Raw genomic sequence first — 22,730 nt, 5'->3', positions numbered from 1 at the left:
AAGACCGGCATGGGTTCGGTCGAGAGCGACGACCCTTACGAGCAAGCGGTCGCGGTCGTGCTGCGCGACAAGAAGGCTTCGACCTCCTACATCCAGCGCCGCCTCCAGATCGGCTACAACCGCGCCGCATCCATCATGGAGCGCATGGAGAACGAAGGCATCGTCGGACCCGCTAACCACGCCGGGAAAAGAGAGATCCTCGGGGAAAGCGCCCGCCCGCGTGATGAGGAAGACTGAGCGCCGTTCGAAGTGGGTGTCATTCCGGGCGGGAGCGCAGCGCAGGCCCGGAATTCTGCCTGAACCTCTGCCGGAAACGCTCCGGTATGGATCCCGGATCAGCGCCGCTTCGCCGCTTGTCCGGGATGACGATGCGGTTGTGACGACGGTGCGGCGAGCCGACTTTGCCGCTCAATCCAGCAGGATCGACCTGATCTCCTGCCAGCTCGCTTCGTCGGGCGCGCAAAGCAGGCCCGCCGGACGCTCGGTCGGCGCATAGGGGCGACCGTCGAGCAGGCGCGCATGGCCGCCGGCCTCGCTGTAGAGCAGCACGCCCGGCGCATGGTCCCAGGGGTTGAGCACGCCGTAGAGCAGGAATTGCAGGCGTCCCGCTGCCGCCAGCCGGTATTCCTGCCCGCAGCAGCGCAGCGAACCGACTTCGAGGAAGGCCGGGAAGCGGCCGGGAAGCGTGCTGCGCAATGGCTCGGGGAAATATTGCCAGCTCGCCATGCCGTTCATCTGCCGGGTCGCGACGGACGGCGCGACGCGCAGGTCGCGGCTCGCGCCGTCCGCAGAACTCATCCACGCGCCTTCGCCGCGCAGGGCCACGGCGCTGTCCTGCGCCGTCGGATCATGGATCACGGCGGCGACGATCTTGCCTTTGACGATAACGGCGGCCATCACAGCGAAGAGCGAGAGGTCGCTGGCATAGTTCAGCGTGCCGTCGATCGGATCGATGACGAAGGCGAGCTCGGCTTGCGCCAGCTTTTCGAGAAGGGAGGGGTCCTGCGTCACGGCCTCTTCACCGATCAGCGCCGCGCCTGGAAAGGCCTTGGCCAGCTCGGTGCAGATGAAACGCTCGGCCGCCTCGTCCGCTTCGGTGACGACATCGACCGGGTTCTGCTTGGCGCGGATATCGCCAGCCGCCAGGCGCCGGAAACGCGGCATCACCTCGCGGCGTGCCGCCTCGCGCAGGATGGCGTCGAGCCGCTCATGGTCCTGCCGGGTGAAGATCATCCGAGGTCGAACTCGACCAATATGGGCTGGTGGTCCGAAGCCCGTGCCTCGATGTCATAGGTGATGGAGCGCGCTCGCTCGGCGAGATCAGGCGTCGCCAGCACGAAGTCGAGACAGCCCGGCGGGCCATAGGTCTGGTCGCAGATGAAGGCGGAGGGCGGATGCGGCTCTGCGCCCTTCAACACCGGCCAGAGATCGATCAGCGGCGGCACGTCCACTGCGAACGGAGCGAGCAGTTGCGCCAGCCCGGCATCGTCGGGCCGCATGTTGAAATCGCCGGTCAGGATCGCGCTCGCCGCGTTCGGCGTCGGCGCATAGGTGTGTGGGCCGGGCAGGCGCGGCGTCGCCTGCCGTGCGGCGGCCATGCGGTGGACCTGCCGGATGCCTTCGACCTGGGCAGCACGCAGAACGGGCGAGGAATATTCCAGATGGGTCGTCATCACCCGGATCGGACCGTGGGGTGTCTCGACCATCGCCTCGACCAGCACGCGCGGCATGTTGCGCGTCGCCGCAGCTTCCCAGGGCAGGACATGGCGCAGCGCCTGTGCCACCGGCAATCGCGACAGGACGAGATTGCCGAAGCGCTTGCGACCGCCGGCGCCATCCGAGACATCGACGCCGATCGCCTCGATCGCGGTGAAACCGGGCAGCAACTCACTGAACAGAGCGAACTGGTCGGTGCGGTCATTCCCGTCGAGATCGGGGAAATTGGCCGCGACCTCCTGCAGGCAGAGCACGTCGAAATCCGCCATCTGCTTGACGTGATCGATGATGCGGTGCGGGTCGACCTTGTCGTCGACGCCGCGGGCCCACTGGATATTCCAGGTGATCAGCTTCATCGGCGTATCGCTACTTGATGCCGGCGCGCATGAAGCTCTGCACGAACTGGCGCTGGAACAACAGGAAGCCGACGAGCAGCGGTGCCGAGGTCATCAATGTCGCCGCGCAGATCACCGCCCAGTCGATGCCCTGGTCGGCCGAGGAGAAGACCTGCAAGCCCACCGTCAGCGGCCGCGACTCCACGGAATTGGTCACCAGCAATGGCCAGAGGAAGTTGTTCCAGTGATAGCTGACCGAGACGAGGCCATAGGCGACATAGGTCGGCTTCGCCAGCGGGACATAGACCTTCATCAGCACCTGTAGCGGGCTCGCGCCCTCGACGCGGGCGGCATCGTCCAGTTCCTTCGGCACGGTCTTGAAGGTCTGGCGCAGCAGGAAGATGCCGAAGGCGGAGGCGATATAGGGCAGGGCGATCGCCGGGATCGTGTCGATCAGGTTGAGCTTGGCGAGCGTGCGGTAGTTCTCGACGATCAGCGCGTCCGGCATGATCATGAGCTGGGCCAGGATCAGCACGAAGGCGACGTCGCGGCCCCAGAAATCCTGCCGCGCCAGCGCATAGGCCGCGAGCGTGCCCAGCACGATCTGGAAGACGAGGATCAGGGTGACCAGGATGAAGGTGTTGAGGAAATAGCGGGCGAAGGGAGCCGCCGCCCAGGCGCGCGTGAAATTGTCGAGCGTCAAGGGTGCGGTCAGCACGAAGCGCGTGGTGTATTCGGCCGGATGGAACGCCGCCCAGACGGCATAGGCCAGCGGCAGCACCCAGAGCACAGCGAGCAGGATCGCTCCGGTCGATTCCAGCGTGAGTGCGAGGCCCTTGGGCGCATAAGGGTCGGTCCGCGTCGCGGCCGGGGCGGGATGGGGCGCGGCGCTCATTGATAATGCGTCCTGCGTTCGAGCCAGCCGTACTGGACGAAGGCGACGAGCGCGAGCAGCGCCAGCAGCACGCAGGTCAGCGTCGCCGCATAGGCCGTGTCCCAGAAGCCGAAGCCGACCTGGTAGATATAGAAGAGCAGCAACGTCGTGGCGTTGTCCGGCCCGCCGCGCGTCATCACGAAAACATGGTCGACCATGCGGAAGGCGTTGATCACGGCATTGATCAGCACGAACAGCGTCGTCGGCATCAGGAGGGGGAACTGGATGCGCCGGAAGAAGGTCCAGCGCGAGGCGCCCTCGATCGCCGCCGCCTCGCCGAGGCTGGGCGGGATCGCCTGCAGCGCCGCGAGGTAGAAGATCATGAAGAAGCCGGCTTCCTTCCAGATCGCGACGATCGTGATGGCGTAAAGCGCGGTGTCCTGCGAACCCAGCCAGTTGGTCGAGCGTGCGCCGAACAGGCCGGTGATCTGCTCCAGCAAACCGTATTGCGGCGTGTAGAAGAACAGCCAGATATTGGCGACCGCGATCATCGGCAGGATCGTCGGCGTGAAGAAGGCCATGCGGACGAGCGTGCGGCCGGCGATCTTGTCGTTGACCCAGACCGCCATCAGCAGCGCCAGCGCGATCGAGGTCGGTATCGTGCCGAGCGCGAACCAGAGATTGTTGCTCATCGCCTTCCAGAAGATCGGATCGGCGAGCATCTGCTGGTAGTTCTCGAGCCCGATGAAGCGCGCCGGGCGGCGCGCCTTCGGGGTCGAGTAGAAGCTCTCGATGAAGCTCGCGACCGCGGGCCAATGCGTGAACAGGGCCAGGCAAGCCATGGCCGGCAGCAGGAGCAGCCAGCCATGGATCGTCGCGGTCGCGCGGTTCGTCATCGGCGCGGGATCAGCGATAGGCCTTGAGGATGCGCTCGGCCTCGGCCTGCGCGTCCTCCATTGCCTTCTGCGGCGTCTTGGTGCCGGTCAGCGCCGCCTGCAAGCCGTCGTTCAGCGCCTTGGTGACGCGCTGGTTCTCGTGGGTCGAGAGCTCCGCCACCGCGCTCGGCAGCTGATCGCGCGCGACCAGCGCCTGCGGGAAGTCGGCGACGTATTTCTTCATCGCCTCGGTCTCGTAGGAGGCCGGCGTCACCGCGACATAGCCGGTCTCGGCGCTCCACTGCGCCGCGCGCTCGGGCGTGGTGATCCAGCGCACGAACTTGAAGGCGGCTTCCTGCTCGGCCTTGGTCGCCTTCTTGGAGAGGTAGAAATTGCCGCCGCCGGTCGGGCTGCCCGGCTTCTTGCCGGCCGGCAGAACCGCGACGCCGAAGGGGAACTTGGCGTTGGCGCGGACATTGGTGAGGTTGCCGGTGGTGGTCCACATCATCGCGACCTTCCGCTCGAAGAAGTCGCGCGGCGTGGTGCCCCATTCGACGATGCCGGGCGGATGGACCTTGTGCTTCTGCGCGAGGTCGACCCAGTACTGCAGCGCCTCGACCACGGCGGGATTGGCGTAATCGGTCTTGTTGCCAGCCGGATTTGCGAGGATCGCGCCGGCCTGCGTCGAGAGCCCCTGGAACAGCCAGTAGGGGAAGCCGGAGGAGGGGATCTGGATGCCCCATTGCGTGACATTGCCGGCGGCGTCGCGCTTCGTCAGCTTCTGCGCGGATTCGAGCTGCTCGGCCCAGGTCTTCGGCGGCCTCTCGGGATCGAGCCCGGCTTCCTTGAATAGCTCCTTGTTCCAGTAGAGCACCACGGTGGAACGCTGGAACGGGATGCCCCAGGTCTTGCCGCCGGTCTGGCTGTTTTCCATGAAGCCGGGGAAGAAGCTCGAAAGCCACTTCTTGTCCTCGTCGGTCTTGATGAAGTCGTCGAAGGGCACGATCGCCTCTTCGTCGATCAGCGTGTACATGTCGGTCGAGAGCAGGACCGAGAGCACCGGCGGCGTGCCGCTCTTATGCGCGGTCAGCGCCTTGACGATGGTCTCCTGATAGGTGCCGGCATAGATCGGCTTCAGCTTGATCGTGGGGTTCTCCTTCTCGAAGCCGGCGGCATAGGCGTCGATCAGCTTGGTGATCGGCCCGCCGACGGCGACCGGGTAGAAGAACGAGAGCTCGGTGGTGCTCTGCGCCCGGGCGATGCCGGGTAGCGCCGTCGCGCCCGCAAGGGCGGCCGTGCCGCCAAGAAATTCACGCCTGTCCATCATGTCCTCTCTCCCTTGTTGGGATGGTCCGCACGCCCGACGCTCCGGCCGGTTCAGTTGCGAACCACCTTCCGTTCCGACGCCTGGTCGAACCAGTGCAGCGCCGATTGTGACAACGTGATGTAGATCTGTTCGCCGGCTGTGGTCCGCACTTTGCCGGGCTGCTTGACGATGAAGGAATGCCCGTCGATGCGGGTTTCGAGCAGCGTGTCGGAGCCGAGATATTCGACCGCGACGACATCTGCGGCGACGCCGCCACTGGTGATCTCGACCATCTCGGGACGGATGCCGACCGCGAGGCTGGCGGGATCGATGCCGTCAGGAGCGGTGATCGCGCCACCCCGCGCTTGCACGGTGGCGAGCGGCAGCACGTTCATCGGCGGCGTGCCGACGAAGCGGGCTGCGAAGATCGTCGCCGGGTTCTCGTAGAGCACGTCCGGCGGCGCATCCTGCTCGATCCGGCCGTTGCGCATCAGCACGACCTGATCGGCCATGGTCATGGCCTCGACCTGATCATGCGTGACATAGACCATGGTCATGCCGAGCCGCTGCTGCAATTCGCGGATCTCGCGGCGCATCTCGACGCGCAACTGGGCGTCGAGATTGGAGAGCGGCTCGTCCATCAGGCAGACCGGCGCCTCGGCGACGATGGCGCGGCCGAGCGCGACGCGCTGCTGCTGGCCCCCGGAGAGCTGCGAGGGCTTGCGTTCGAGCAGGGCGGAGAGGCCCAGGATCGAGGCGGCGCGGGCGAGGCGCTCGTCACGCTCGGCGCGGGAGACCTTGCGGACCTTGAGCCCGAACAGGATATTCTCGGCGACGCTCAGATGCGGGAACAGCGCGTAGCTCTGGAAGACCATGGCGATGCCGCGCTGCGAGGGCGAGGCATGGGTGACGTCGCGCCCGCCGATCTCGATCGTGCCGCTGCTGGTGTCTTCCAGGCCGGCGATCAGCCGGAGCGTCGTCGACTTGCCGCAGCCGGATGGGCCGAGCAGCGCGACGAGATTGCCGCCTTCGACGGTGAAGCTGATCGCATCGACGGCGGCGATGCCGCCCCAGGTCTTCGAAACCGTCTTCAGCGCTACAGAAACCATTCGCGATCCGGTGAGCCGAGGTCATGTTGAGCCGGCACAGCAATAACCTGCCGCCAGCGTGAAGTCAGCGCGACCATGACGCGAAAATTCTTTTGCGCACAAGAGGCTGCGTGCCGGCTGACGACCGGGCTTTCGAGGGATCGGATTGCCCCTATTGTTGCCGCTTCAGGCGGCCTGCCCGCCATGGCGCCTGACGAAGGCGAGCGCCGTCTCCCAGGCGCCGGCATTGGCCTCGGCATTGGCGGCCGGCGTGCCGCCCATGGTCGTGGCGATGCCGCTGACCGGATGGCGATGGGCGATACGGGTTGCTGGCGTATGGGGAAACAGGATGGAATGGCCGGCCGCGGGCCAGTTCTTCCAGAGAACCTCGTGCGGATGGCCCGCCGCGAGCAGGCTCGACTGCACGATCAGCGAATTGAGATCGGAAGGCCAGGCGCCATCGTCGCCCCCGGACAGCAGCAGCACCGGCCCGGCGATCCGTTCGACCGGAATGCGGGCGCGCGCCATGGCGGCGGGGTCGCCGAGCGCTGTCCGCATCGCATCGGCATTGCGACGCGTCTCAGTCGCCTCGTCGTAAGGCTTCCAGCTCGCCGTGGCGTTGTCCTGCCACTGATGCACGAGCGGCTTGTCGTCGAGCGTCCAGCCGGGGCCGTCGCGACCGAGGGCCGGGTCGGCGGCAGCCTGCCCGCCATGGACGAAAGCGCTCGGCACATAACCCAATACCGCCGAGACCTTTTCGGGGAAGGTCGCGCCAAGCAGGAGTGCGAGCTCACCGCCGCGCGACTGCCCGGCGACGGCGACGAAATCATTGAGCGGCCGCACGCGGGCACGCAGCCAGTCAAGCCCCCTGGCGAAATACTCCAGCGGCGTGTTCGAGATATATTTCGGCAGGCCGGGCGCGCCGAAATAGCCGAGCGCCAGCGCGGCCACGCCGCGCGAGGCCCAGAGCGCCGCACGCGGCTCGTTGATGCCGCCGCCCGAGCCGTTGAGGATCATGATCGCCGGATGCGGGCTTGTGCCGGCCGGCAGGAACAAGGTCCCGACGAGCCCGTCCTCGGCGAGCGGGTGCCGCGTCACACCGTCCGCCATCAGTGCCTGGCTGAAGCGTCCGGTTGCGACGGTCTCGCCGCCGATTTCGGCGATGAGCGTGGTTTCGAGCGGGCGGGACAGGTCGGCGGGGAAAAGTTCCCCGTTGCCGGTCTGCGCCCAGACCAGCCCCATTCCCGCGACGCCCGCGTAATCGCCGCGCACGGGCGCATCGCGTTCGAGGTCGATGGTGCCATCGGCCCCGGCCGCGAACACCGCCTCAGCCCGCCAGACATGACCGTCGCGCCGGGTCTCCGCAGCGATGGTCACCTCCGCGCCCGCCGGCAGTCCAGTTAGGACAATCCGGCGGGGCACGTCGATCAGGTCGATGGCGGGGCTGATCGCGAAGGCGGCCGGCATGACTGCGTCCTTACTTGGCCTTGCTGACCTGCATCGCGACGGTGCGGTCGCTGTGCCAGGGCACGACCTTCAGGTCCGGCCGGCTCGCCCAGATGTTCTTGTAGTGGTAGAGCGGCATGATCCCGACATCGTCCATCACCACCTTGACCGCGTCCTTGATGATCGCCTCGCGCTTGGCGTCGTCGAATTCGGCGCTGGCCTTGGCGAGAGCCTCGTCCAGCTTCGGATTGCTGTAGCGGCCCCAGTTCGAGGCACCCAGCCCCTTGGCGGGATCGACGGTCGCGAGGATCGCCAGCATCGCATAGGTGCCCTCGCCGGTGCCGTTGCCCCAGCCGATCATGCTCATCGCGTATTCGTTCTTGTTGGCCGCGCCGGAATAGACCGAGAAGGGCACGACCTCGACCTGCGTCTCGACGCCGATCCGGGTCCAGAACTGCGCGATCGCTTGTGCGGTCTCCGGCGCCAGCGGGTAGCGCTCGCCCGGCACATGCATGGTCAGCTTGAACCCGTTGGGATAGCCGGCCTCGGTCAGCAAGGCCTTGGCCTTGTTGGGGTCGACGTCGATCTTCGAGCGGTCGGGATCGTAGCCGAAGCTGCCGGCCGGCATCCACTGCGTCGCGACGGTCACGCCGCCGCGCGCGACGCGGTCCGCGATCGCCTCGCGGTTGATGGCCATGTTAAGCGCCCTGCGGACGCGGACATCGAGCAGCGGGTTCTTGTCGAGCGGCTTGCCGGCCTTGTCGGTGAGGAACTTGGACGGGGCCGGGTTGAAGCTCGGCTGCATGATCAGTGCGCGCAGGCCCGGATAGGACCAGACCTTGACCTTCGGGTTCTTCTCCAGCTTCTCGATATCGGAGAAGGAGACCTTGTCGATGACGTCGACATCGCCCGAGAGCAGGGCGGCGGTGCGCGCCGCCGGGTTGGCGATATAGCGGTAGTTGACCTTTTCCCATTCGGGCTTGGGACCCCAGAAGCGCTCGTTGCGCTTCATTTCGATGCGGTCGCCGGGCGTATAGCTGACGAAGGAATAGGGGCCCTCGGTGACCATCGCCTTGCCGCTGTTGTAGTCGTCGGTCGTGGCGCTCTGGCCGACATGCTTGCTGACGATATAGATGCTGGAGATGTTGATCGGCAGCAGCGGATCGGGCGCGTGGCTGGTGATCACCAGCGTATGCGGGTCCTTGATCTCGACCTTGGCGACATTGCGCAGGAAGCCCTTGTAGCTCGCGACCGTGCCCGGCACGTTCTGAGCGCGCTCGTAGGAGAAGGCGATATCCTCGGCCGTGACCGGCTTGCCGTCGCTCCAGACCGCGTTCTCGCGCAGCTTGAACTCCCAGGTATTGGGCGCGAGGTTCTTCCAGGATGCGGCGATGTCGGGCACCACGCCGCCCTCGGTCTTCTGCGCCACGAGGCGCGACCAGAAATGCTGCGAGACCGAATGGTCGCCGGCATGGTTGTTGAGCTGCGGATCGATCGCCGAGACCGGATCGGCGAAGGCGATGCGCAGGTCGTCCGCATGGGCAGCGCCCGCGGCGACGATCAGCGCCGCCGAGAAGGCGAAGGTGCTCAGTTTGGTCGTCATGCGATCTCTCCTGTTTGCGCGCGGGCCGGGGCCACTGCGACGTCGTTGAGGTGGCAGGCAGAACGGTGGCCCGGCACGATTTCGCGCAGGACAGGTCTTTCGATGCGGCAGCGGTCGAAGGTGGCCGGGCAGCGCGGGTGGAAATGGCAGCCGGGTGGCGGCGCGGCCGGGCTCGGGATCTCGCCCTTGACGGGCGCATACACACGCCGCCGCTGCTTGAGATCGGGGATCTCCGCCAGCAGCCCCTGCGTATAAGGGTGGTTCGGATGGGCGAAGAACCGGGCGGCCGGCGCATCCTCGACGATACGGCCGAGATACATGATCACCACGCGGTCGGCGATGTGCTGCACCACCCGCAGGTCGTGGCTGATGAAGAGATAGGTCAGGTCGAGCTCGCGCCGGAGCTGCATGAACAGGTTGAGGATCTGCGCCTGGATCGAGACGTCGAGCGAGGCGACCGACTCGTCGCAGACCAGGAAGCGCGGCTGCAAGGCGAGCGCCCGTGCAATCGAGATGCGCTGGCGTTGGCCGCCGGAGAATTGGTGCGGGAAGCGCTGGCGGAGGGCCGGATCGAGCCCGGCCCGGCGCATCTGCGCGCACACATACGCGTCGATCTCGGCGCGCGAGGCGATGCCGTGGACGAGCGGCGCCTCGCCGATCGCTTCCGCCACGCGCATGCGCGGGTTGAGGCTGGCCTGCGGGTCCTGGAAGATCAGTTGCACGTCGCGATGGACCGAGCGGTCGCCCTGCGGCGAGCGCCCGAAGACTTCGACCTCGCCCGTGCTCGGCGGCAGCAGGCCGGCCGCGATGCGCCCGAGCGTCGACTTGCCCGAGCCGGATTCGCCGACGAGCCCGACGAACTCGCCGGTCGGGATGGTCAGGTCGATGCCGTCGAGCGCCCGGATGATCGGCTGGTGCTTGGCCAGATGCAGCTTGACCGCAAGCCCGGCCGGGCGGCCGAAATGCCGGGTCAGCTTGCGCGTCTCCAACGCGGGGGCGGAGGGAGTGGCGGTCACGGTCATGCCGACACCTCGGCGGCCGAGGCGGGGCCGGACAGGGGGTGGAAGCAGCGCAGGCGGTGCGCGCTCTCCGTGAAGGCGGGCTGGCGCTCGCAGGCGTCGTCGCGGCGCGAACAGCGCGGCCCGAAGGCGCAGCCCTGTGGCGGGTCGACCATGTCCGGCGTCGTGCCGGGGATCTGCACCAGCATCGAACCCGGCGCGCTTGCGCCGGGCAGGCTGCCGATCAGCCCGGCCGTATAGGGATGGCTGGGCTGGTCGAGGACGGCGTCGATTCCGCCATGCTCGACGATGCGACCGGCATACATCACGGCGATCTCGTCGGCGATGCCGGCGATCACCGAGAGGTCATGCGTGATCCAGAGCAGGGCGGTGCCGCTTTCGCGGGTGAGTTGCTGCACCTCGGCCAGGATCTGCGCCTGGATCGAGACGTCGAGCGCGGTGGTTGGCTCGTCGGCGATGATCAGGTCGGGCTTGTTGATCAGCGCGATAGCGATGGCGACGCGCTGGCGCATGCCGCCCGAGAGTTGGTGCGGATAGGCATCGAGCCGCGCCTCCGGGCTCGGGATGCCCATGGTGCCGAGCAGGTCCCGCGCCCGGCCGCGCGCGGTGATGTCATCGATCACCTCATGCGCCCGGATCGTCTCGATCATCTGCGTGCTGATCCGCAGCACCGGATTCAGCGTCATCATCGGGTCCTGGAAGACCATGGCGATGCGATTACCGCGCAGGCGGCGCATCGCCTCCTCGTCGAGCTTCGTCAGGTCCTGCCCGCGGAACAGGATTTCGCCGCCCACGACCTGGCCGGGCGGGTCGATCAATCCCATGATCGAGAAGCCGGTGACCGACTTGCCCGAGCCGCTCTCGCCGACGAGGCCGAGCGTCTCGCCGGCTCGCAAGATAAAGGAGACGTCGCGCACGGCGTCGAGATCGCCGCGATCGGTGCGGAAGCGGGTGCGCAGGTTGCGGATTTCGAGCAGCGGCGCGGTCATTTCAGCGCCCTCGGATCGAGCACCTCGCGCAGGCGGTCGCCGACGAGGTTGATCGCGACGATCGCCGTCAGCAGCGTCAGCCCCGGGAAGAAGCTGATCCAGTATTCGCCCGAGAGCATGAACTGGAAGCCGTTGGCGATCAGCAGGCCGAGCGAGGGCTGCGTCACCGGGGCGCCCAGCCCGAGGAAGGAGAGCGTCGCTTCCAGCGTGATGGCGCGCGCGACCTGCAAGGCGCCGATGACCAGGAGCGGCGGCAGGCAATTCGGCAGGACATGGCGCAGCAGGATGCGCGAGGTCGGCAGGCCCAGCCCTCGCGCAGCTTCGAAATAGTCGCGCTTGCGCTCGACCAGCGCCTGGGCGCGGGCGGTGCGGGCATAATAGGCCCATTCCAGCAGCACCAGCGTCAGCACGACATTGCCGATGCCCTTGCCGAGCAGCGCCAGCATCAGGAGCGCGACCAGGATCGAAGGCAGCGACATCAGGAGGTCGACGAGCCGCATGATCAGCGCGTCGATCAGCCCGCCGCTCCAGGCCGCGATCAGCCCGAGCAGGATGCCGATGATGCCGGCGAGCACGGCTGAGCCGACGCCGACGGTAAGACTGGTGCGCAGTCCGTAGAGGATCGCCGAGAACAGGTCGCGGCCCTGTCCATCGGTGCCGAGCAGATAGGTGATGTCGCCGGTCGACGACATGGAGCCCGGCGTCATCCGCGCGTCGAGCACGTCGATCGCCGCGAGGTCGAACGGGTTCTGCGGCGCGATCTGCGGCGCGAACACCGCGCCGATGACGAGCAGCGTCATCAGGCCGAGCCCGATCCAGGCCGAGGGTGCACGCAGGAAGCGGCGGAGCGCGCTGCTCGACGGGCGGCGGGCGGAGGCGGCGGCGGGAACCGTGGTCATGCCGAGGCCTCCTCGCGGACGCGCGGGTCGAGCACGCGATAGAGAATGTCGACGATGAGGTTGATGATGACGAAGAGCGTCACCACCACCAGCAGGTAGGCCATCACCACTGGCCGATCGAGCGCGTTGATGCTGTCGAGGATGAGCTTGCCCGAACCCGGCCAGGCGAAGATGCTCTCGGTCACCACGGCGAAGGCGATGGTCGAGCCGAGTTCGAGCCCGAGCACTGTCACCAGCGGGATCATGATGTTGCGCAGGATATGCATCATCACGATCCGGCCGCGGCGCAGGCCCTTGGCCCGTGCGAAGCGGACATAGTCGAGCGGCAGAACCTCGCGCACGCCGGCCCGCGTCAGGCGGATCACCAGCGAGACCTTGAACAGCGACAGGTTGATCGCCGGCAAGAGCAGGTGACGCCAGCCGTTCAGCGTCAGGAACGACCATTCGACGCCGAAGACGCGCACCGTCTCGCCGCGTCCGCTCGCCGGCAGCCAGCCCAGCGAGACGCTGAAGGTCATGATCAGCAAGAGCCCGACCCAGAAGGTCGGCAGCGAGAAGCCGAGGATGCTGCCGGTCTGGATCAGCTTCGACAGCAGGCGCTCGGGATAGAGCCCGGCATAGAGCCCGAGCGGCACGCCGATGATCACTGCGAAGATCATCGCGGCGAAGGCGAGTTCCAGCGTCGCCGGCAGGCGCTGCAGGATCAGGGTTACGGCGGGCACATTGTAGACGAAGCTGCGCCCGAGATCGCCCCGCAGGGCGCTGCCCACGAAGTTCAGGTACTGCTCCCAAAGCGGCCGGTCGAGGCCGAGCCGCGCCACGAGCTCGGCCCGGTCGATCTGGGTCGCGTCCGGTGCGAGCAGGAGGTCGGCGGGATTGCCGACGGCATGCAGCCCGAGGAAGACCACGAGCGACATGGCGATGATCACGAGGAGCGCCTGCGCGACGCGCTGGAGCAGCCACCCGAGCATCAAACCGGCACCTTCGCGGGTTCGGGCAGGATCGGCACCCATTCGTCGCCGAAGATTTCGGGCTCCGAGTACTCCTGGCCACGCTGGAAATGGACCTCGATATCCTCGCGGAAGAGGCTGGAGGCGATGGCCTGCGACAGCCGCTCGGCGCCGTCGCTGATCGCCGGGATATCGCCGGAAACCGTGCCATGCGACATCATCGCCGGGTAGCAGAAGCAGTGGATGCGCGCGAGTCCGGGGCAGGTGCCCGGTACTTTCGGCTGGAACTCGAAGGCCGGCCCGAGATCGGGCATGGCGCCGAGGCTCGGTTCGGCATCCTCGGGCACGCCGCGATCGACCCAGTTGCGAGCGTTGGCCGCGATCTCCCTGAGGAAGGGCCGGCTGCCCCAATCGACCTTGAAGCCGGTCGAGAAGATCATGAAGTCGAAGCGTATCGCGCCAGTGCTGGTCTCGACCACGATCTCGCCGCCCTCCATACGGGCCGAGATCAGCGCCGTGCCTTGCCGGAAGAAGGCGTTGGGATGGCGCGAGACGCGCAGCACGCTGGCGCGCGGCGGCGGCACCTGCTCGCGGGCGATATAGCTGTTGATGCGCCATTTCCAGGCATCGGGCAGATGGCGATAGCCGGCGATGGAACCCGGATGGCCCATGCCCTTGCCGCGGTTGATGCGGGGGATGTCGCGGCGGCGGATCAGGAGATCGACGCTGGCCGCGCCGGCTTCTAGCGCAGTGCCGGCGCTGTCCATGGCCGAGGCCCCGGCGCCGATGACGGCGACGCGCTTGCCGCGCAGCAAGGCGTAGTCGTTCTCATCCGAGGAATGCGCCCAGCGTTCGCGCGGCAGGCTCTCCGCGATCTCCGGCACGGCCGGGCCGCCGAGCCCGTCGCGGCCGGTCGCGAGCACGACATGACGGGCGAGCACGCGCTGGCGCTTGCCGGCGGCGTCGATCTCCAGCGTCGCATGCTCGGGGCCGGGATGGATCATCGCGATCTCATGGCCGTTGCGGACATCGAGAGCGAGAACCTCGCGGAACCAGCGCAGATAGTCCATCCACATCAGGCGCGGGATCTTGTCGAGCGCCTCCCAGTCGGCAGCGCAGAACTGCGCCTCGAACCAGGCGCGGAAGGTCAGCGAGGGAATGCCGAGCGCCGGCCCGGTCAGGGTCTTCGGCGAGCGCAGCGTCTCCATCCGCGCCGTCGTCGCCCAGGGACCTTCGAGGCCCTGTGGTCGGCGGTCGAAATTGACGGCGCGCAGGCCGATATTGCGGAAGGCTGCGGCCGCGGCGAGTCCGGCCATGCCCGCGCCGATGATCGCGACATCGAGCACCGGCTCGCCGCCGACTTTTGTCTCCGGCACCCAGGGCGCGGCCGGCAGGGTCAAGAGTTCGAGCTCGCGGGCGACGCGGCGGTTCAGCGCCTCCAGCCCTTCCGGCGCCCCGGCCTGTTTCGTCGTCACAGCCGCGTCTCCTGTTTGGTCAGCGAGGCGAGGAGCGCGTGGTGCTCTTCGGGCGGGATCAGGGTGAAATCGGCGAGCCGCTTCTGCGCCGTCGCCTGGAGCGCCGCGATCAGGTCGCGGGCTCTGTCGGAGACGGTGACGCCGCGCGCGGTCACGACGCCGAAGCAATAGGGGATCGAGGTTGCCAGCGGCAGGAAGCGGATGCCGGGCGTCGGGTTGCCGGTCAGCGTCAGCGGCTCGACGATGGCGATGCCAGCTCCGGCCCGGATGAAGGACAATACATTCATCGTCGAGGTCGTGCGGACCCTGACCCGGACCTCGACGCCGGCTTCGTTGAGTGCCGCGCGGATGCGCGCCGGGACGCCCCGGCGCAGGGACATGCCGACGAGGTCCCGCCCGGAGAGGGCGTTGAGATCGATCGGCCCTTCGCTTTGGGCGAGCGGATCGGTCTCGGGCACGGCGAGCACGCAAGGCGCGGTTCCCAGCCATTCGAGCGCGAGATCGCGATGCAGCAGCGGCGCGCTGGTCGCGCCGAGCTGCGCGTTGCCGGAGATCACCGCGTTCTGCACGCGATCGGGATTCTCGACCTCGATCGCGAGTCTTGGCGCGTCCGCTCCGTTCCAGGCATCGGTGAGCAGGCCGAAGGCGAGCGAAGACACGGCCGAAATCCGGATCGGCGGCTCGGCCTCGCCGATCACCTCGCGGGCGCGTTCCCAGAGGTTCACGAAGCCGGCCAGCGCCCGATCGACATCGTCGCGCAGCACCATGCCCTTCTGCGTCAGCACCAGCCGCTGGCCGACACGCTCGAACAGCGGCTGGCCGAGATCGCGCTCCAGCTCCTGGATCATGCGGCTGACCGAAGGCTGAGACACGCCCAGATGCTTCGCCGCAGCCGTGACGCTGCCGAGCGAGGCGACCTGCAGATAGGCTTCGAGGATCTTGAGACGGCTCATCTCACCCGTCTTTGCGGACGGGGTCGCCGAGGATGTGCATCAGCCGGTTGGCCCAGCCGAACAGGGCCGTGGAGAGGATGAGATCGACGATCTCGGCCTCGTCCAGTCCGGCCTCGCGCAGGCGGGCGGTGTCGGCCTCGGTAACGGCCGGCGGCGATTGCGAGAGCTTGACGGAATAGTCGAAGATCGCCTGGTCGCGCGCGCCGAGCCTGGCCTTCTCGCCATTGGCGAACAGTTCGTCGGTGACGGCCGTGTCCTTGCTGAGCTGGGCATGGCGCGCGGCATGCACGGCGGCGCAGTAGATGCAGCGATTGACCACGGAGGCGCCGATCGCTCCGAGTTCGCGCTCGGCCCGGCTCAATCCGCCGGGATCGTACATGATGCCGTTGAACAGCGGCGAGCGCACGTTGAGCGTCTCCGGGTCATGCGCCAGAACCAGCACGTAATCCGAGACCTTGGTGTTGGACGGCGTGACCTTCAGCGCGTCGAGCTGCTCGGGGCTCGCCTTGGCGAGATCGACCGGGGTCACCCGCGGCTGCCAATCCGGCACGTTGCGGGTGAAGCGATGCACGACCCGGCTCATGCGGATGCTCCCTTGAGAACGGCGAGCCCGGCAAGGACGCGGCACTGGTAGCTCATGAAGGCGTTGAGTTCGCAGAGCCGCACGATATCGGCATCAGTCACGCCGGCTGCCTTGAGCCCCTCGATCTCCTCGGCCTGCACGGCCCGTGGCTGGGTCGCGACCCGGTCCATGAAGGTGATGACGCTGCGCTCGCGGTCATCGCGTCCGGGTTCGGTCGGGTCGGCGAGGATGCGCAGCGCCGGCTCGGTCACGCCGGCGAGGTAATGCGCGGCCAGCTCCGGCAACGCGTTCTGAAGCGCGATCCGGGCCGAGATCGCGCGGCGCCAGGGCGAGGGGAAGCCGCCGGGGTCGCGTGGATCGATCACCGCGCTTTCGGCCTGCCGGCTCATCTCGAAGATGTTGCTGCGTGACTGTGCGGCGGCCGATGCGGCGCCGAGCCAGGGAGACGCCTCAGGGTTGGCGGGTTGGGCCATGGCAATCCCTTTCATGCATCAACTTCGCTGCTTGATGCTTTAGATGAATGAAGCAACGAATTTGCGCTGCGTCAAGGAGCTTTGCCGGCAGCGTGGTAGGCTGCGCTCTGCGGGCGCTTCGTTGGGTTCGCGGCCTCATTGGAGGGCCTGCGCGAGCAGGAGAATGCCGGCGGCCGCCATGGCCATGCCGGTCGCTTCGGGGATCCGCGCTTTCGCCGGCAGCAGACGTTCCGCCGTGACGGCGATCGTCACGCCGATCATCAACGGCAGGTCCATGACACCGCCCGCGATCAGGACCGCCATGGGCCCGATGCAGGAGGCGCAGCAGCGCAGGCCGAGCATGAGGCCGGCCCGAAGTGCGGGCAGCGGAGCGGGCCGTTCATGCAATGCTTGAGGGGAGGCAGAGCGGCAGCTCGCGAGGAGCTGCGCCTTCCAGCGGGAGAATTGCGAGAGTCCCGCGATCAGGACGAGAAAGCCGCCCGCGATCGGGCCGAGGTGCCCAAGCGCGGGCCAGAGCATGGCTGCCTGCGCCAGCGCCGCGCCGGTGAGGAAAACGAGAAGGCCGAAGCCGGTCCAGACGGCGAAGTAGCAGGTGCCGACCAAGGCTGCGAACCCGCCGGGCCGGTTCGCCCCGGCTTCGAACGCCGCATTCCGATAGCGCCACAGCGCCGGCGCCAGCGATGGCAGCATCATCGCGACCGTCATCACCAGCCACATGCCGAGGAAGCAGGCGGCGGTCTCGAACCAGGACTGGCCGCAGAGTGGCAGCCAGATGCCCGAGAGCAGCCAGCCGCCGGCCATCGGCACGGCGCCCATCACCTCCATCGCCGCGCCGGACAGGACCGTGATGGTCGTTGCCGCAGCGAAGAGCAGGCCGGCCGTTCCGAAGAAGACGAGCTTGGCCCCGCGCCCGGTCTCTCGACCGGATGCGGGGCTCTTCTCGGCAGCGATGTGAGCTGCACTCACGACACGGCTTGGCGGGCGGCGTAGCGGTCGCGATGGAGCCACCACGGGCCTTCCGCCTCGTTGCGGCCTTTCGGCGCCCGGTCGAGCCAGGCATACATGCCCCAGACGCCGTCCACCCCGCGCGAATAGCTGGAATAGCTGTGGTAGATCGCGCCATCCTCGCGGATGAAGGCGCTCAGGCCCGGTCGGTCGCGATGATAGGTCGGGACGTCGACCCCGGACATCCCGGCAAGCGAGCGCTCGATCGCGTTGCCGGAGGTCCGCCACTCGAATTTCGGCTGGTGGCGGAAATTGTAGTCGATGCCCTGCGTCCGCTCCTGCATCTCGGTGAAGGAGACGTTGTAGTCGAAATTGAAGTCGCTCTCGCCCGACGAGGCCCAGGGGAAGCTCCAGCCCATCCGCTCGCGGAAGGCGAGGAGCTTGTGGATCGGCGCTCGCGAGATCGCCCAGAGCATCACGTCGTGATTGGCGAGATGGGTGGCCGAGCCGTTGAACCCGTCGGCGATCGCCGAACAGGACGGGCAGCCGGCCGTGTAGTCCGGCCCGAACATGAAATGGTAGACGAGGAGCTGCGAGCGCCCCTGGAAAAGCTCGCTGAGCGAGGCGTCGCCCTGCTCGGTCTGGAAGAGATAGTCCTTCTCGACCTTGACCCAGGGCAGGGCCTGTCGCCGCTTGGCGAGCGCGTCGCCCTGTCGGGTATAGGCCTTCTCGGCCTCTAGCAGTTCGAGCCGGGCGGTTAGCCATTCCTCGCGAGTTCCGATCGCATGACTGGTCATGATGTTTCACTCCTGTAGGCGGATGTCCGCGCCGTCTCGACACTCGATGCGGCGTCGCGATCGGTGGTAAGGCGGAGGCGGCAGACGGTGGGAGTGACAAGTTTGGCGGGATTCCGATGGACTCGCTGATCACGGCCGCGGCGCAGGCCTTGGCGAAAGGCGACCCGCTGGGGGCGCTGAACCGGGTCGCCTTGCGCGACGATGCACCCGCATTGGCGCTGCGCGGCATCGCGATGGCGCAGCTCGGCGACTTCGCCCGCGCCAAGGTTTTGCTGCGCCGGGCTGGCCGCGCCTTCGGGGTGAGGGAAGCGGTCGCTCGCGCGCGCTGCACCGTCGCCGAGGCGGAGGTCGCGCTGGCGGCGCGCGATCTCGGCTGGGCTCCCGGAAAGCTCGACGAGGCCGCTGCCGTGCTCGAAGCCCATGATGACCGCGCCAACGCCGCCCATGCGCGCCTGCTCGACATTCGCCGGCTGCTGCTGATCGGCCGGCTCGACCATGCGGGTGAGCGGCTCGCCGGCATCGATCCTACGCAGTTGCCGGCGCCGTTACAGGCCGTCCATGGATTGGCGAGGGCCGGGATCGCCTTGCGCCGGATGGAAGCCCGCGCTGCGAAATCTGCGCTGTCAGGAGCGAGTGATGCCGCCCGCCGAGCCGGCATCCCTGCGCTGATCGCCGAGGTCGAAGCCGCACGCCGCCTGCTCGACGAGCCCGCTGCGCGTTTGATCGCTGACGGCGCCGAGCGTCCGCTATTGCTCGACGAGATCGAGGACCTGCAGAGCTCGGGGGGATTGATCGTCGATGCCTGCCGCCATGCCGTTCGCGACCGGGCCAGCGCCGTTTCGCTGGCGACGCGCCCCGTGCTGTTCGCTTTGTTGCGGGCACTGGCCGAGGCTTGGCCGCAGGATGCGCCGCGCGAGGCGCTGATCGCACGAGCCTTCGGCTCGCGTTTCACCGATGAAACGTATCGGGCGCGATTGCGCGTCGAGATCGGTCGTCTGCGCGCAGCCTTGCGGCCGCTGGCGCGGATCAGCGCGACCGAGCGCGGCTTCGCCATCGCGCCACGCCGCGCGACGGGAATCGTTGTGCTGGCGCGCCCTGTCGAGGAGAAGCATGCCACGGTGCTCGCCCTCATGGCCGATGGCGAGACATGGTCGAGTTCGGCGCTGGCGCTGGCGCTTGGGTCGAGCCAGCGCAGCGTCCAGCGCGCGCTCGATGCACTCGCCGCAACCGGCAAGGTCCAGTCCTTTGGGCAGGCGCGGGCACGCCGCTGGGTGATGCCGCCGATGCCGGGTTTCGCGACGAGTTTGTTACTCCCGGTCTCCTGGCCGGATGGCTAGGGTCCGGCATCGCATCAGACGCAGGAGCCAAGCCATGACGATCCCTACCGCCGAGATTGCCCGTACCTACGGCCCGTTCCCGGGCGTCGAGAAGGTCCATGGCGTCAGCTTCGACGGCGCCAATGTCTGGTTCGCGTCCGGCGACAGGCTGAACGCGCTCGATACCGCCAGCGGCGAAGTCATCCGCACCATCGATGTCCCCGCCCATGCCGGCACGGCCTTCGACGGCACCCATCTCTTCCAGATCGCCGAGGACCGCATCCAGAAGATCGATCCGCGCACGGGTTCCGTGCTGGGCACGATCCCCGCGCCAGGCAAGGGCGGCGATTCCGGCCTTGCCTGGGCCGAAGGCTCGCTCTGGGTCGGCCATTACCGCGAGCGCAAGATCCACCAGATCGACCCGGCCACGGGCAAGGTGCTGCGCAGCATCGAAACCAACCGTTTCGTTACCGGCGTGACCTGGGTCGAGGGCGAGCTGTGGCACGGCACTTGGGAGGACGACGAGTGCGAATTGCGGCGGATCGATCCCGTATCCGGCAAGGTCCTCGATGCGCTCGCGATGCCGCCGGGTGCAGGTCTCTCCGGCATGGAGTCGGATGGCGCCGACCTGTTCTATTGCGGCGATGGCGGCAAGAGCACGCTGCGGGCCGTGCGTCGGCCGAAGCGCGCCTGAGTGTTGAAACATGAGCCTGTTCGACAGCCATTGAGGCGGAGCAGGCTCATGTCTACGCCGGCACGCGTAGGATTTGGCTCCATAGATCGGGGGGTGTTTGCAAGGCGCTTCCCCGAAAGCGCCACCGCAGGAAAGCTTTCGTCTTTCGCGGGGCTGAAGCTCAGCTCTCGCCCAGCCGGTGCCTGACGATCGAAGCGTGAAAGCGCGCGCCGTGGATCAGGCCGCGATCGTCGAAATCGTAGGACGGGTTGTGCAGCGGCGCCGAGCCCTCGCCGTTGCCGACATAGGCGAAGCAGCCGGGCACATGGTCGAGGAAGCGGGCGAAATCCTCCGAGCCCGTCATCGGCTCGGAGGCGAGCGCGACATTCGCCTCGCCCAAAACGGTCCGGGCGGCCGCAAGCGCTTCCTGCGAGAGCGCCTCGTCATTCACCAGCGGCACGAATTCGCGCGTATAGGTCAGTTCGTGGCTGAGATTGTAGCTCTCGGCCGTGCCGCGCGCGATGATGCCCATCTGGCGCTCGATCGCGGCGCTGACCTCGGGGCGGAAGCTGCGGGCGTCGCCGAGGATGCGGGCCGTTCCCGGCAGCACGTTGCGGGTGCCGTCGGTCAGGAGCTCGGTCACCGAGACAACCGCGATATCGGCCGGGCTCAGGCGGCGCGAGACGATGGTCTGGAGCTGCATCACGAGCGCGCAGGCGGCGACGAGGACCTCGCTGCCGGCATGAGGCTTGGCGGCATGCCCGCCGACCCCCTTCAGCACGATCTCGAAATTGTCCTCGGCCGACATGAAGGAACCGGCGCGGGTCTGGAACTGCCCGATGCCGAGGCCCGGCATGTTGTGCAGGCCGTAGATCTCGTCGAAGGGGAAGCGTTCCATCAAACCGTCGTCGAGCATGGCGAGCGCGCCGCGACCCCATTCCTCCGCCGGCTGGAACAGGAAGCGCACGGTGCCGTCGAAGTCGCCTTCCTCCGCCAGCAGCTTGGCCGCGCCGAGCAGCATGCTGGTATGGCCGTCATGGCCGCAGGCATGCATCACGCCGGGCGTCTGCGAGCGATAGGGCAGCTCGCCTTGCTCGGCGATGCGCAGGGCGTCCATGTCGGCGCGCAAGGCGATGGCGCGGTTGCCGCTGCCGCGCTTCAGCGTCCCGACCACGCCGGTGCCGCCGACGCCCTCGACGACCTCGTCGAGGCCGAATTCACGCAGCTTTGCGGCGACGAAGGCCGCCGTCCGCTTCTCCTCGAAGCCGAATTCGGGATGGGCATGCAGATGGCGGCGCCATGCGGTCATCTGCGACTGGAGATCGTCGAGATCGAGCTTGGACATCGATACGGCCTCGTTCTGCGGAGTTGAGAACGGATAATCCAGACGCGTCGAAAGAAGCGCTGCAATCCTGCCCGCGGGGTGCAAGTTTGTTTCGCGAGCCTCAAGTTATTCGCGGCGCGTGCCCGGTCGCGCGCCGTCCGGCCGGGCAGGGCGGTCGCCGGCTGCAGCCTCGACCAGCCAGCGGCACACCTCTTCGACCGGCTCCGGATGCCTCGGCTTGCGCGGGAAGACGATATGGAAGCCTGCGTCGACCGGTAGCTCCGCCGGGAGGACACGGACCAAGCGGCCTGATGCGATGTCGTCGGCCACAAGGAAAAGGCTGGCCAGCGCGAGGCCCTGCCCGGCAATTGCCGCCTCGACCGCGAGCGAGGTCTGGTTGAAGCGTACATTCTGCGCCGAGGCCGGCGCACCGGCCGGGAATGCCTTGCCGAGGAAGGCCGGCCAGAAGTCGTGGGCATCGTGCAGTAACGGATAGCGCGCCCAGTTCCGGGGCTCGCCGGGATCGCCAAGCTTCTCGATGAGCAGGGGGCTGCCGATGGCGATGATGGTCTGCTCGTGCAGCAACTCCGCATTCAGCCCCGCCCCGAATGGCGGCTGACCGAGTCGGACCGCCAGATCGACATCATCCGTCTCGAAATTAGAGAGGCGATCGGTCGCGACGATCCGCAGGTCGATGGTCGGGTGGGCGGCCGTGAAGTCGGGAAGGCGCGGGATGAGCCAGCGCGAGGCGAGGCTCGGCGTGACGCTGATCGTGAGGCGCTGCGGTTCCGCGCGCAGGTCCCGCGTCGCTTCCGCGATCAGGTCGAAGGCGCGCCGGACCCTGGTCGCATATTGCTGGCCGGCCTCCGTCGGCTCCAGACCCTGGGGGCGGCGCAGGAAGAGCTTCAGCCCAAGCTCGGCCTCGAGGGCGCGGATCAACTGCGCGACGGCGCCTTGCGTCACCCCGATCTCCTCGGCGGCGAGCCGGAAGTTGAGATGGCGGGACACGACCTCGAAAACGCGGAGGCCGTTCAACGGCGGCAAGCGGCGAGAGAAAGAGGCCATGCGATAGTTTTTCTACTGTCTATGCT

23 protein-coding genes are annotated in these 22,730 nt (G+C 67.6%); 3 read left to right on the top strand and 20 right to left on the bottom strand.

Annotation, left to right across the window (positions count from 1 at the left end):
* Positions 1-237 (top strand): DNA translocase FtsK (locus AC3WMA_RS23730; protein WP_492287735.1); only part of this gene is annotated, 237 nt, incomplete at its 5' end.
* A 171-nt stretch (positions 238-408) separates the two neighbouring features.
* On the opposite strand, the gene AC3WMA_RS23725 is transcribed toward AC3WMA_RS23730, so the two are convergent.
* From AC3WMA_RS23725 to AC3WMA_RS23640, 18 genes are all read right to left on the bottom strand, one after another.
* Positions 409-1,233 carry an inositol monophosphatase family protein gene (locus AC3WMA_RS23725; RefSeq protein WP_492287734.1) on the bottom strand — a complete coding sequence of 275 codons (825 nt, stop codon included), beginning with the start codon at positions 1,231-1,233 and terminating at the stop codon, positions 409-411.
* A complete protein-coding gene (locus AC3WMA_RS23720) occupies positions 1,230-2,072 on the bottom strand; it encodes an endonuclease/exonuclease/phosphatase family protein (RefSeq protein ID WP_492287733.1) in 843 nt (280 codons plus the stop codon). Before AC3WMA_RS23720 ends, AC3WMA_RS23725 begins: the two co-directional genes overlap by 4 nt.
* A 10-nt stretch (positions 2,073-2,082) precedes the next feature.
* The gene (locus AC3WMA_RS23715; protein WP_492287732.1) at positions 2,083-2,946 is read right to left on the bottom strand and encodes a carbohydrate ABC transporter permease; all 864 of its coding nucleotides are present in this window, start codon (positions 2,944-2,946) and stop codon (positions 2,083-2,085) included.
* Entirely contained in the window at positions 2,943-3,821 is an 879-nt protein-coding gene (locus AC3WMA_RS23710) for a carbohydrate ABC transporter permease (protein ID WP_257735620.1), read from the bottom strand. Before AC3WMA_RS23710 ends, AC3WMA_RS23715 begins: the two co-directional genes overlap by 4 nt.
* 10 nt (positions 3,822-3,831) lie before the next feature.
* On the bottom strand, positions 3,832-5,124 hold the full coding sequence (locus tag AC3WMA_RS23705) for an ABC transporter substrate-binding protein (RefSeq protein ID WP_492287739.1): 1,293 nt from the start codon (positions 5,122-5,124) through the stop codon (positions 3,832-3,834).
* Positions 5,125-5,177: 53 nt separating this feature from the next.
* Positions 5,178-6,215 (bottom strand): ABC transporter ATP-binding protein, encoded by a 1,038-nt coding sequence (locus AC3WMA_RS23700; RefSeq protein ID WP_492287731.1) that lies wholly within the window; start codon positions 6,213-6,215, stop codon positions 5,178-5,180.
* A 165-nt stretch (positions 6,216-6,380) separates the two neighbouring features.
* Positions 6,381-7,661: an acyl-CoA thioester hydrolase/BAAT C-terminal domain-containing protein gene (locus AC3WMA_RS23695; protein WP_492287730.1), complete on the bottom strand. Its 1,281-nt coding sequence runs from the start codon at positions 7,659-7,661 to the stop codon at positions 6,381-6,383.
* Positions 7,662-7,671: 10 nt separating this feature from the next.
* On the bottom strand, positions 7,672-9,243 hold the full coding sequence (locus tag AC3WMA_RS23690) for an ABC transporter substrate-binding protein (RefSeq protein ID WP_492287729.1): 1,572 nt from the start codon (positions 9,241-9,243) through the stop codon (positions 7,672-7,674).
* Positions 9,240-10,265, bottom strand: coding sequence for an ABC transporter ATP-binding protein (locus tag AC3WMA_RS23685; RefSeq protein ID WP_492287728.1), 1,026 nt, complete (start codon positions 10,263-10,265; stop codon positions 9,240-9,242). Before AC3WMA_RS23685 ends, AC3WMA_RS23690 begins: the two co-directional genes overlap by 4 nt.
* Positions 10,262-11,251, bottom strand: a complete 990-nt coding sequence (locus AC3WMA_RS23680; protein ID WP_492287727.1) for an ABC transporter ATP-binding protein — start codon at positions 11,249-11,251, stop codon at positions 10,262-10,264. The genes AC3WMA_RS23685 and AC3WMA_RS23680 overlap by 4 nt, the downstream gene beginning before the upstream one ends.
* The gene (locus AC3WMA_RS23675) at positions 11,248-12,150 is read right to left on the bottom strand and encodes an ABC transporter permease (RefSeq protein WP_492287726.1); all 903 of its coding nucleotides are present in this window, start codon (positions 12,148-12,150) and stop codon (positions 11,248-11,250) included. The genes AC3WMA_RS23680 and AC3WMA_RS23675 overlap by 4 nt, the downstream gene beginning before the upstream one ends.
* Positions 12,147-13,121 carry an ABC transporter permease gene (locus AC3WMA_RS23670; protein ID WP_492287725.1) on the bottom strand — a complete coding sequence of 325 codons (975 nt, stop codon included), beginning with the start codon at positions 13,119-13,121 and terminating at the stop codon, positions 12,147-12,149. The genes AC3WMA_RS23675 and AC3WMA_RS23670 overlap by 4 nt, the downstream gene beginning before the upstream one ends.
* Positions 13,121-14,575, bottom strand: a complete 1,455-nt coding sequence (locus AC3WMA_RS23665; RefSeq protein WP_492287724.1) for a SidA/IucD/PvdA family monooxygenase — start codon at positions 14,573-14,575, stop codon at positions 13,121-13,123. Before AC3WMA_RS23665 ends, AC3WMA_RS23670 begins: the two co-directional genes overlap by 1 nt.
* The gene (locus tag AC3WMA_RS23660; protein ID WP_492287723.1) at positions 14,572-15,528 is read right to left on the bottom strand and encodes a LysR family transcriptional regulator; all 957 of its coding nucleotides are present in this window, start codon (positions 15,526-15,528) and stop codon (positions 14,572-14,574) included. The genes AC3WMA_RS23665 and AC3WMA_RS23660 overlap by 4 nt, the downstream gene beginning before the upstream one ends.
* 1 nt (position 15,529) lies before the next feature.
* A complete protein-coding gene (locus tag AC3WMA_RS23655) occupies positions 15,530-16,111 on the bottom strand; it encodes a peroxidase-related enzyme (protein ID WP_492287722.1) in 582 nt (193 codons plus the stop codon).
* Positions 16,108-16,584, bottom strand: a complete 477-nt coding sequence (locus tag AC3WMA_RS23650; RefSeq protein ID WP_492287721.1) for a hypothetical protein — start codon at positions 16,582-16,584, stop codon at positions 16,108-16,110. Before AC3WMA_RS23650 ends, AC3WMA_RS23655 begins: the two co-directional genes overlap by 4 nt.
* A gap of 135 nt (positions 16,585-16,719) precedes the next feature.
* The gene (locus tag AC3WMA_RS23645; RefSeq protein WP_492287720.1) at positions 16,720-17,400 is read right to left on the bottom strand and encodes a DUF2182 domain-containing protein; all 681 of its coding nucleotides are present in this window, start codon (positions 17,398-17,400) and stop codon (positions 16,720-16,722) included.
* 146 nt (positions 17,401-17,546) lie between these two features.
* Positions 17,547-18,326 (bottom strand): DUF899 domain-containing protein, encoded by a 780-nt coding sequence (locus tag AC3WMA_RS23640; protein WP_492287719.1) that lies wholly within the window; start codon positions 18,324-18,326, stop codon positions 17,547-17,549.
* Between the two features lie 116 nt (positions 18,327-18,442).
* On the opposite strand from AC3WMA_RS23640, the gene AC3WMA_RS23635 reads away from it, so the two are divergent.
* Positions 18,443-19,663: a helix-turn-helix domain-containing protein gene (locus AC3WMA_RS23635; protein ID WP_492287718.1), complete on the top strand. Its 1,221-nt coding sequence runs from the start codon at positions 18,443-18,445 to the stop codon at positions 19,661-19,663.
* Positions 19,664-19,697: 34 nt separating this feature from the next.
* A complete protein-coding gene (locus tag AC3WMA_RS23630) occupies positions 19,698-20,336 on the top strand; it encodes a Vgb family protein (protein WP_492287717.1) in 639 nt (212 codons plus the stop codon).
* A gap of 160 nt (positions 20,337-20,496) precedes the next feature.
* Here AC3WMA_RS23630 and AC3WMA_RS23625 read toward each other — a convergent pair whose 3' ends face one another.
* Positions 20,497-21,660 (bottom strand): M20 aminoacylase family protein, encoded by a 1,164-nt coding sequence (locus tag AC3WMA_RS23625; RefSeq protein WP_492287716.1) that lies wholly within the window; start codon positions 21,658-21,660, stop codon positions 20,497-20,499.
* Between the two features lie 105 nt (positions 21,661-21,765).
* The gene (locus tag AC3WMA_RS23620) at positions 21,766-22,704 is read right to left on the bottom strand and encodes a LysR substrate-binding domain-containing protein (RefSeq protein WP_492287715.1); all 939 of its coding nucleotides are present in this window, start codon (positions 22,702-22,704) and stop codon (positions 21,766-21,768) included.
* Positions 22,705-22,730 lie beyond the last annotated feature (26 nt).

The sequence above is a fragment of the Allobosea sp. FW305-C-101 genome (genome assembly GCF_058783685.1).
The sequence above is the reverse complement of the archived record's forward strand: the minus strand, read 5'-3'. Positions and strand labels throughout refer to the sequence as shown.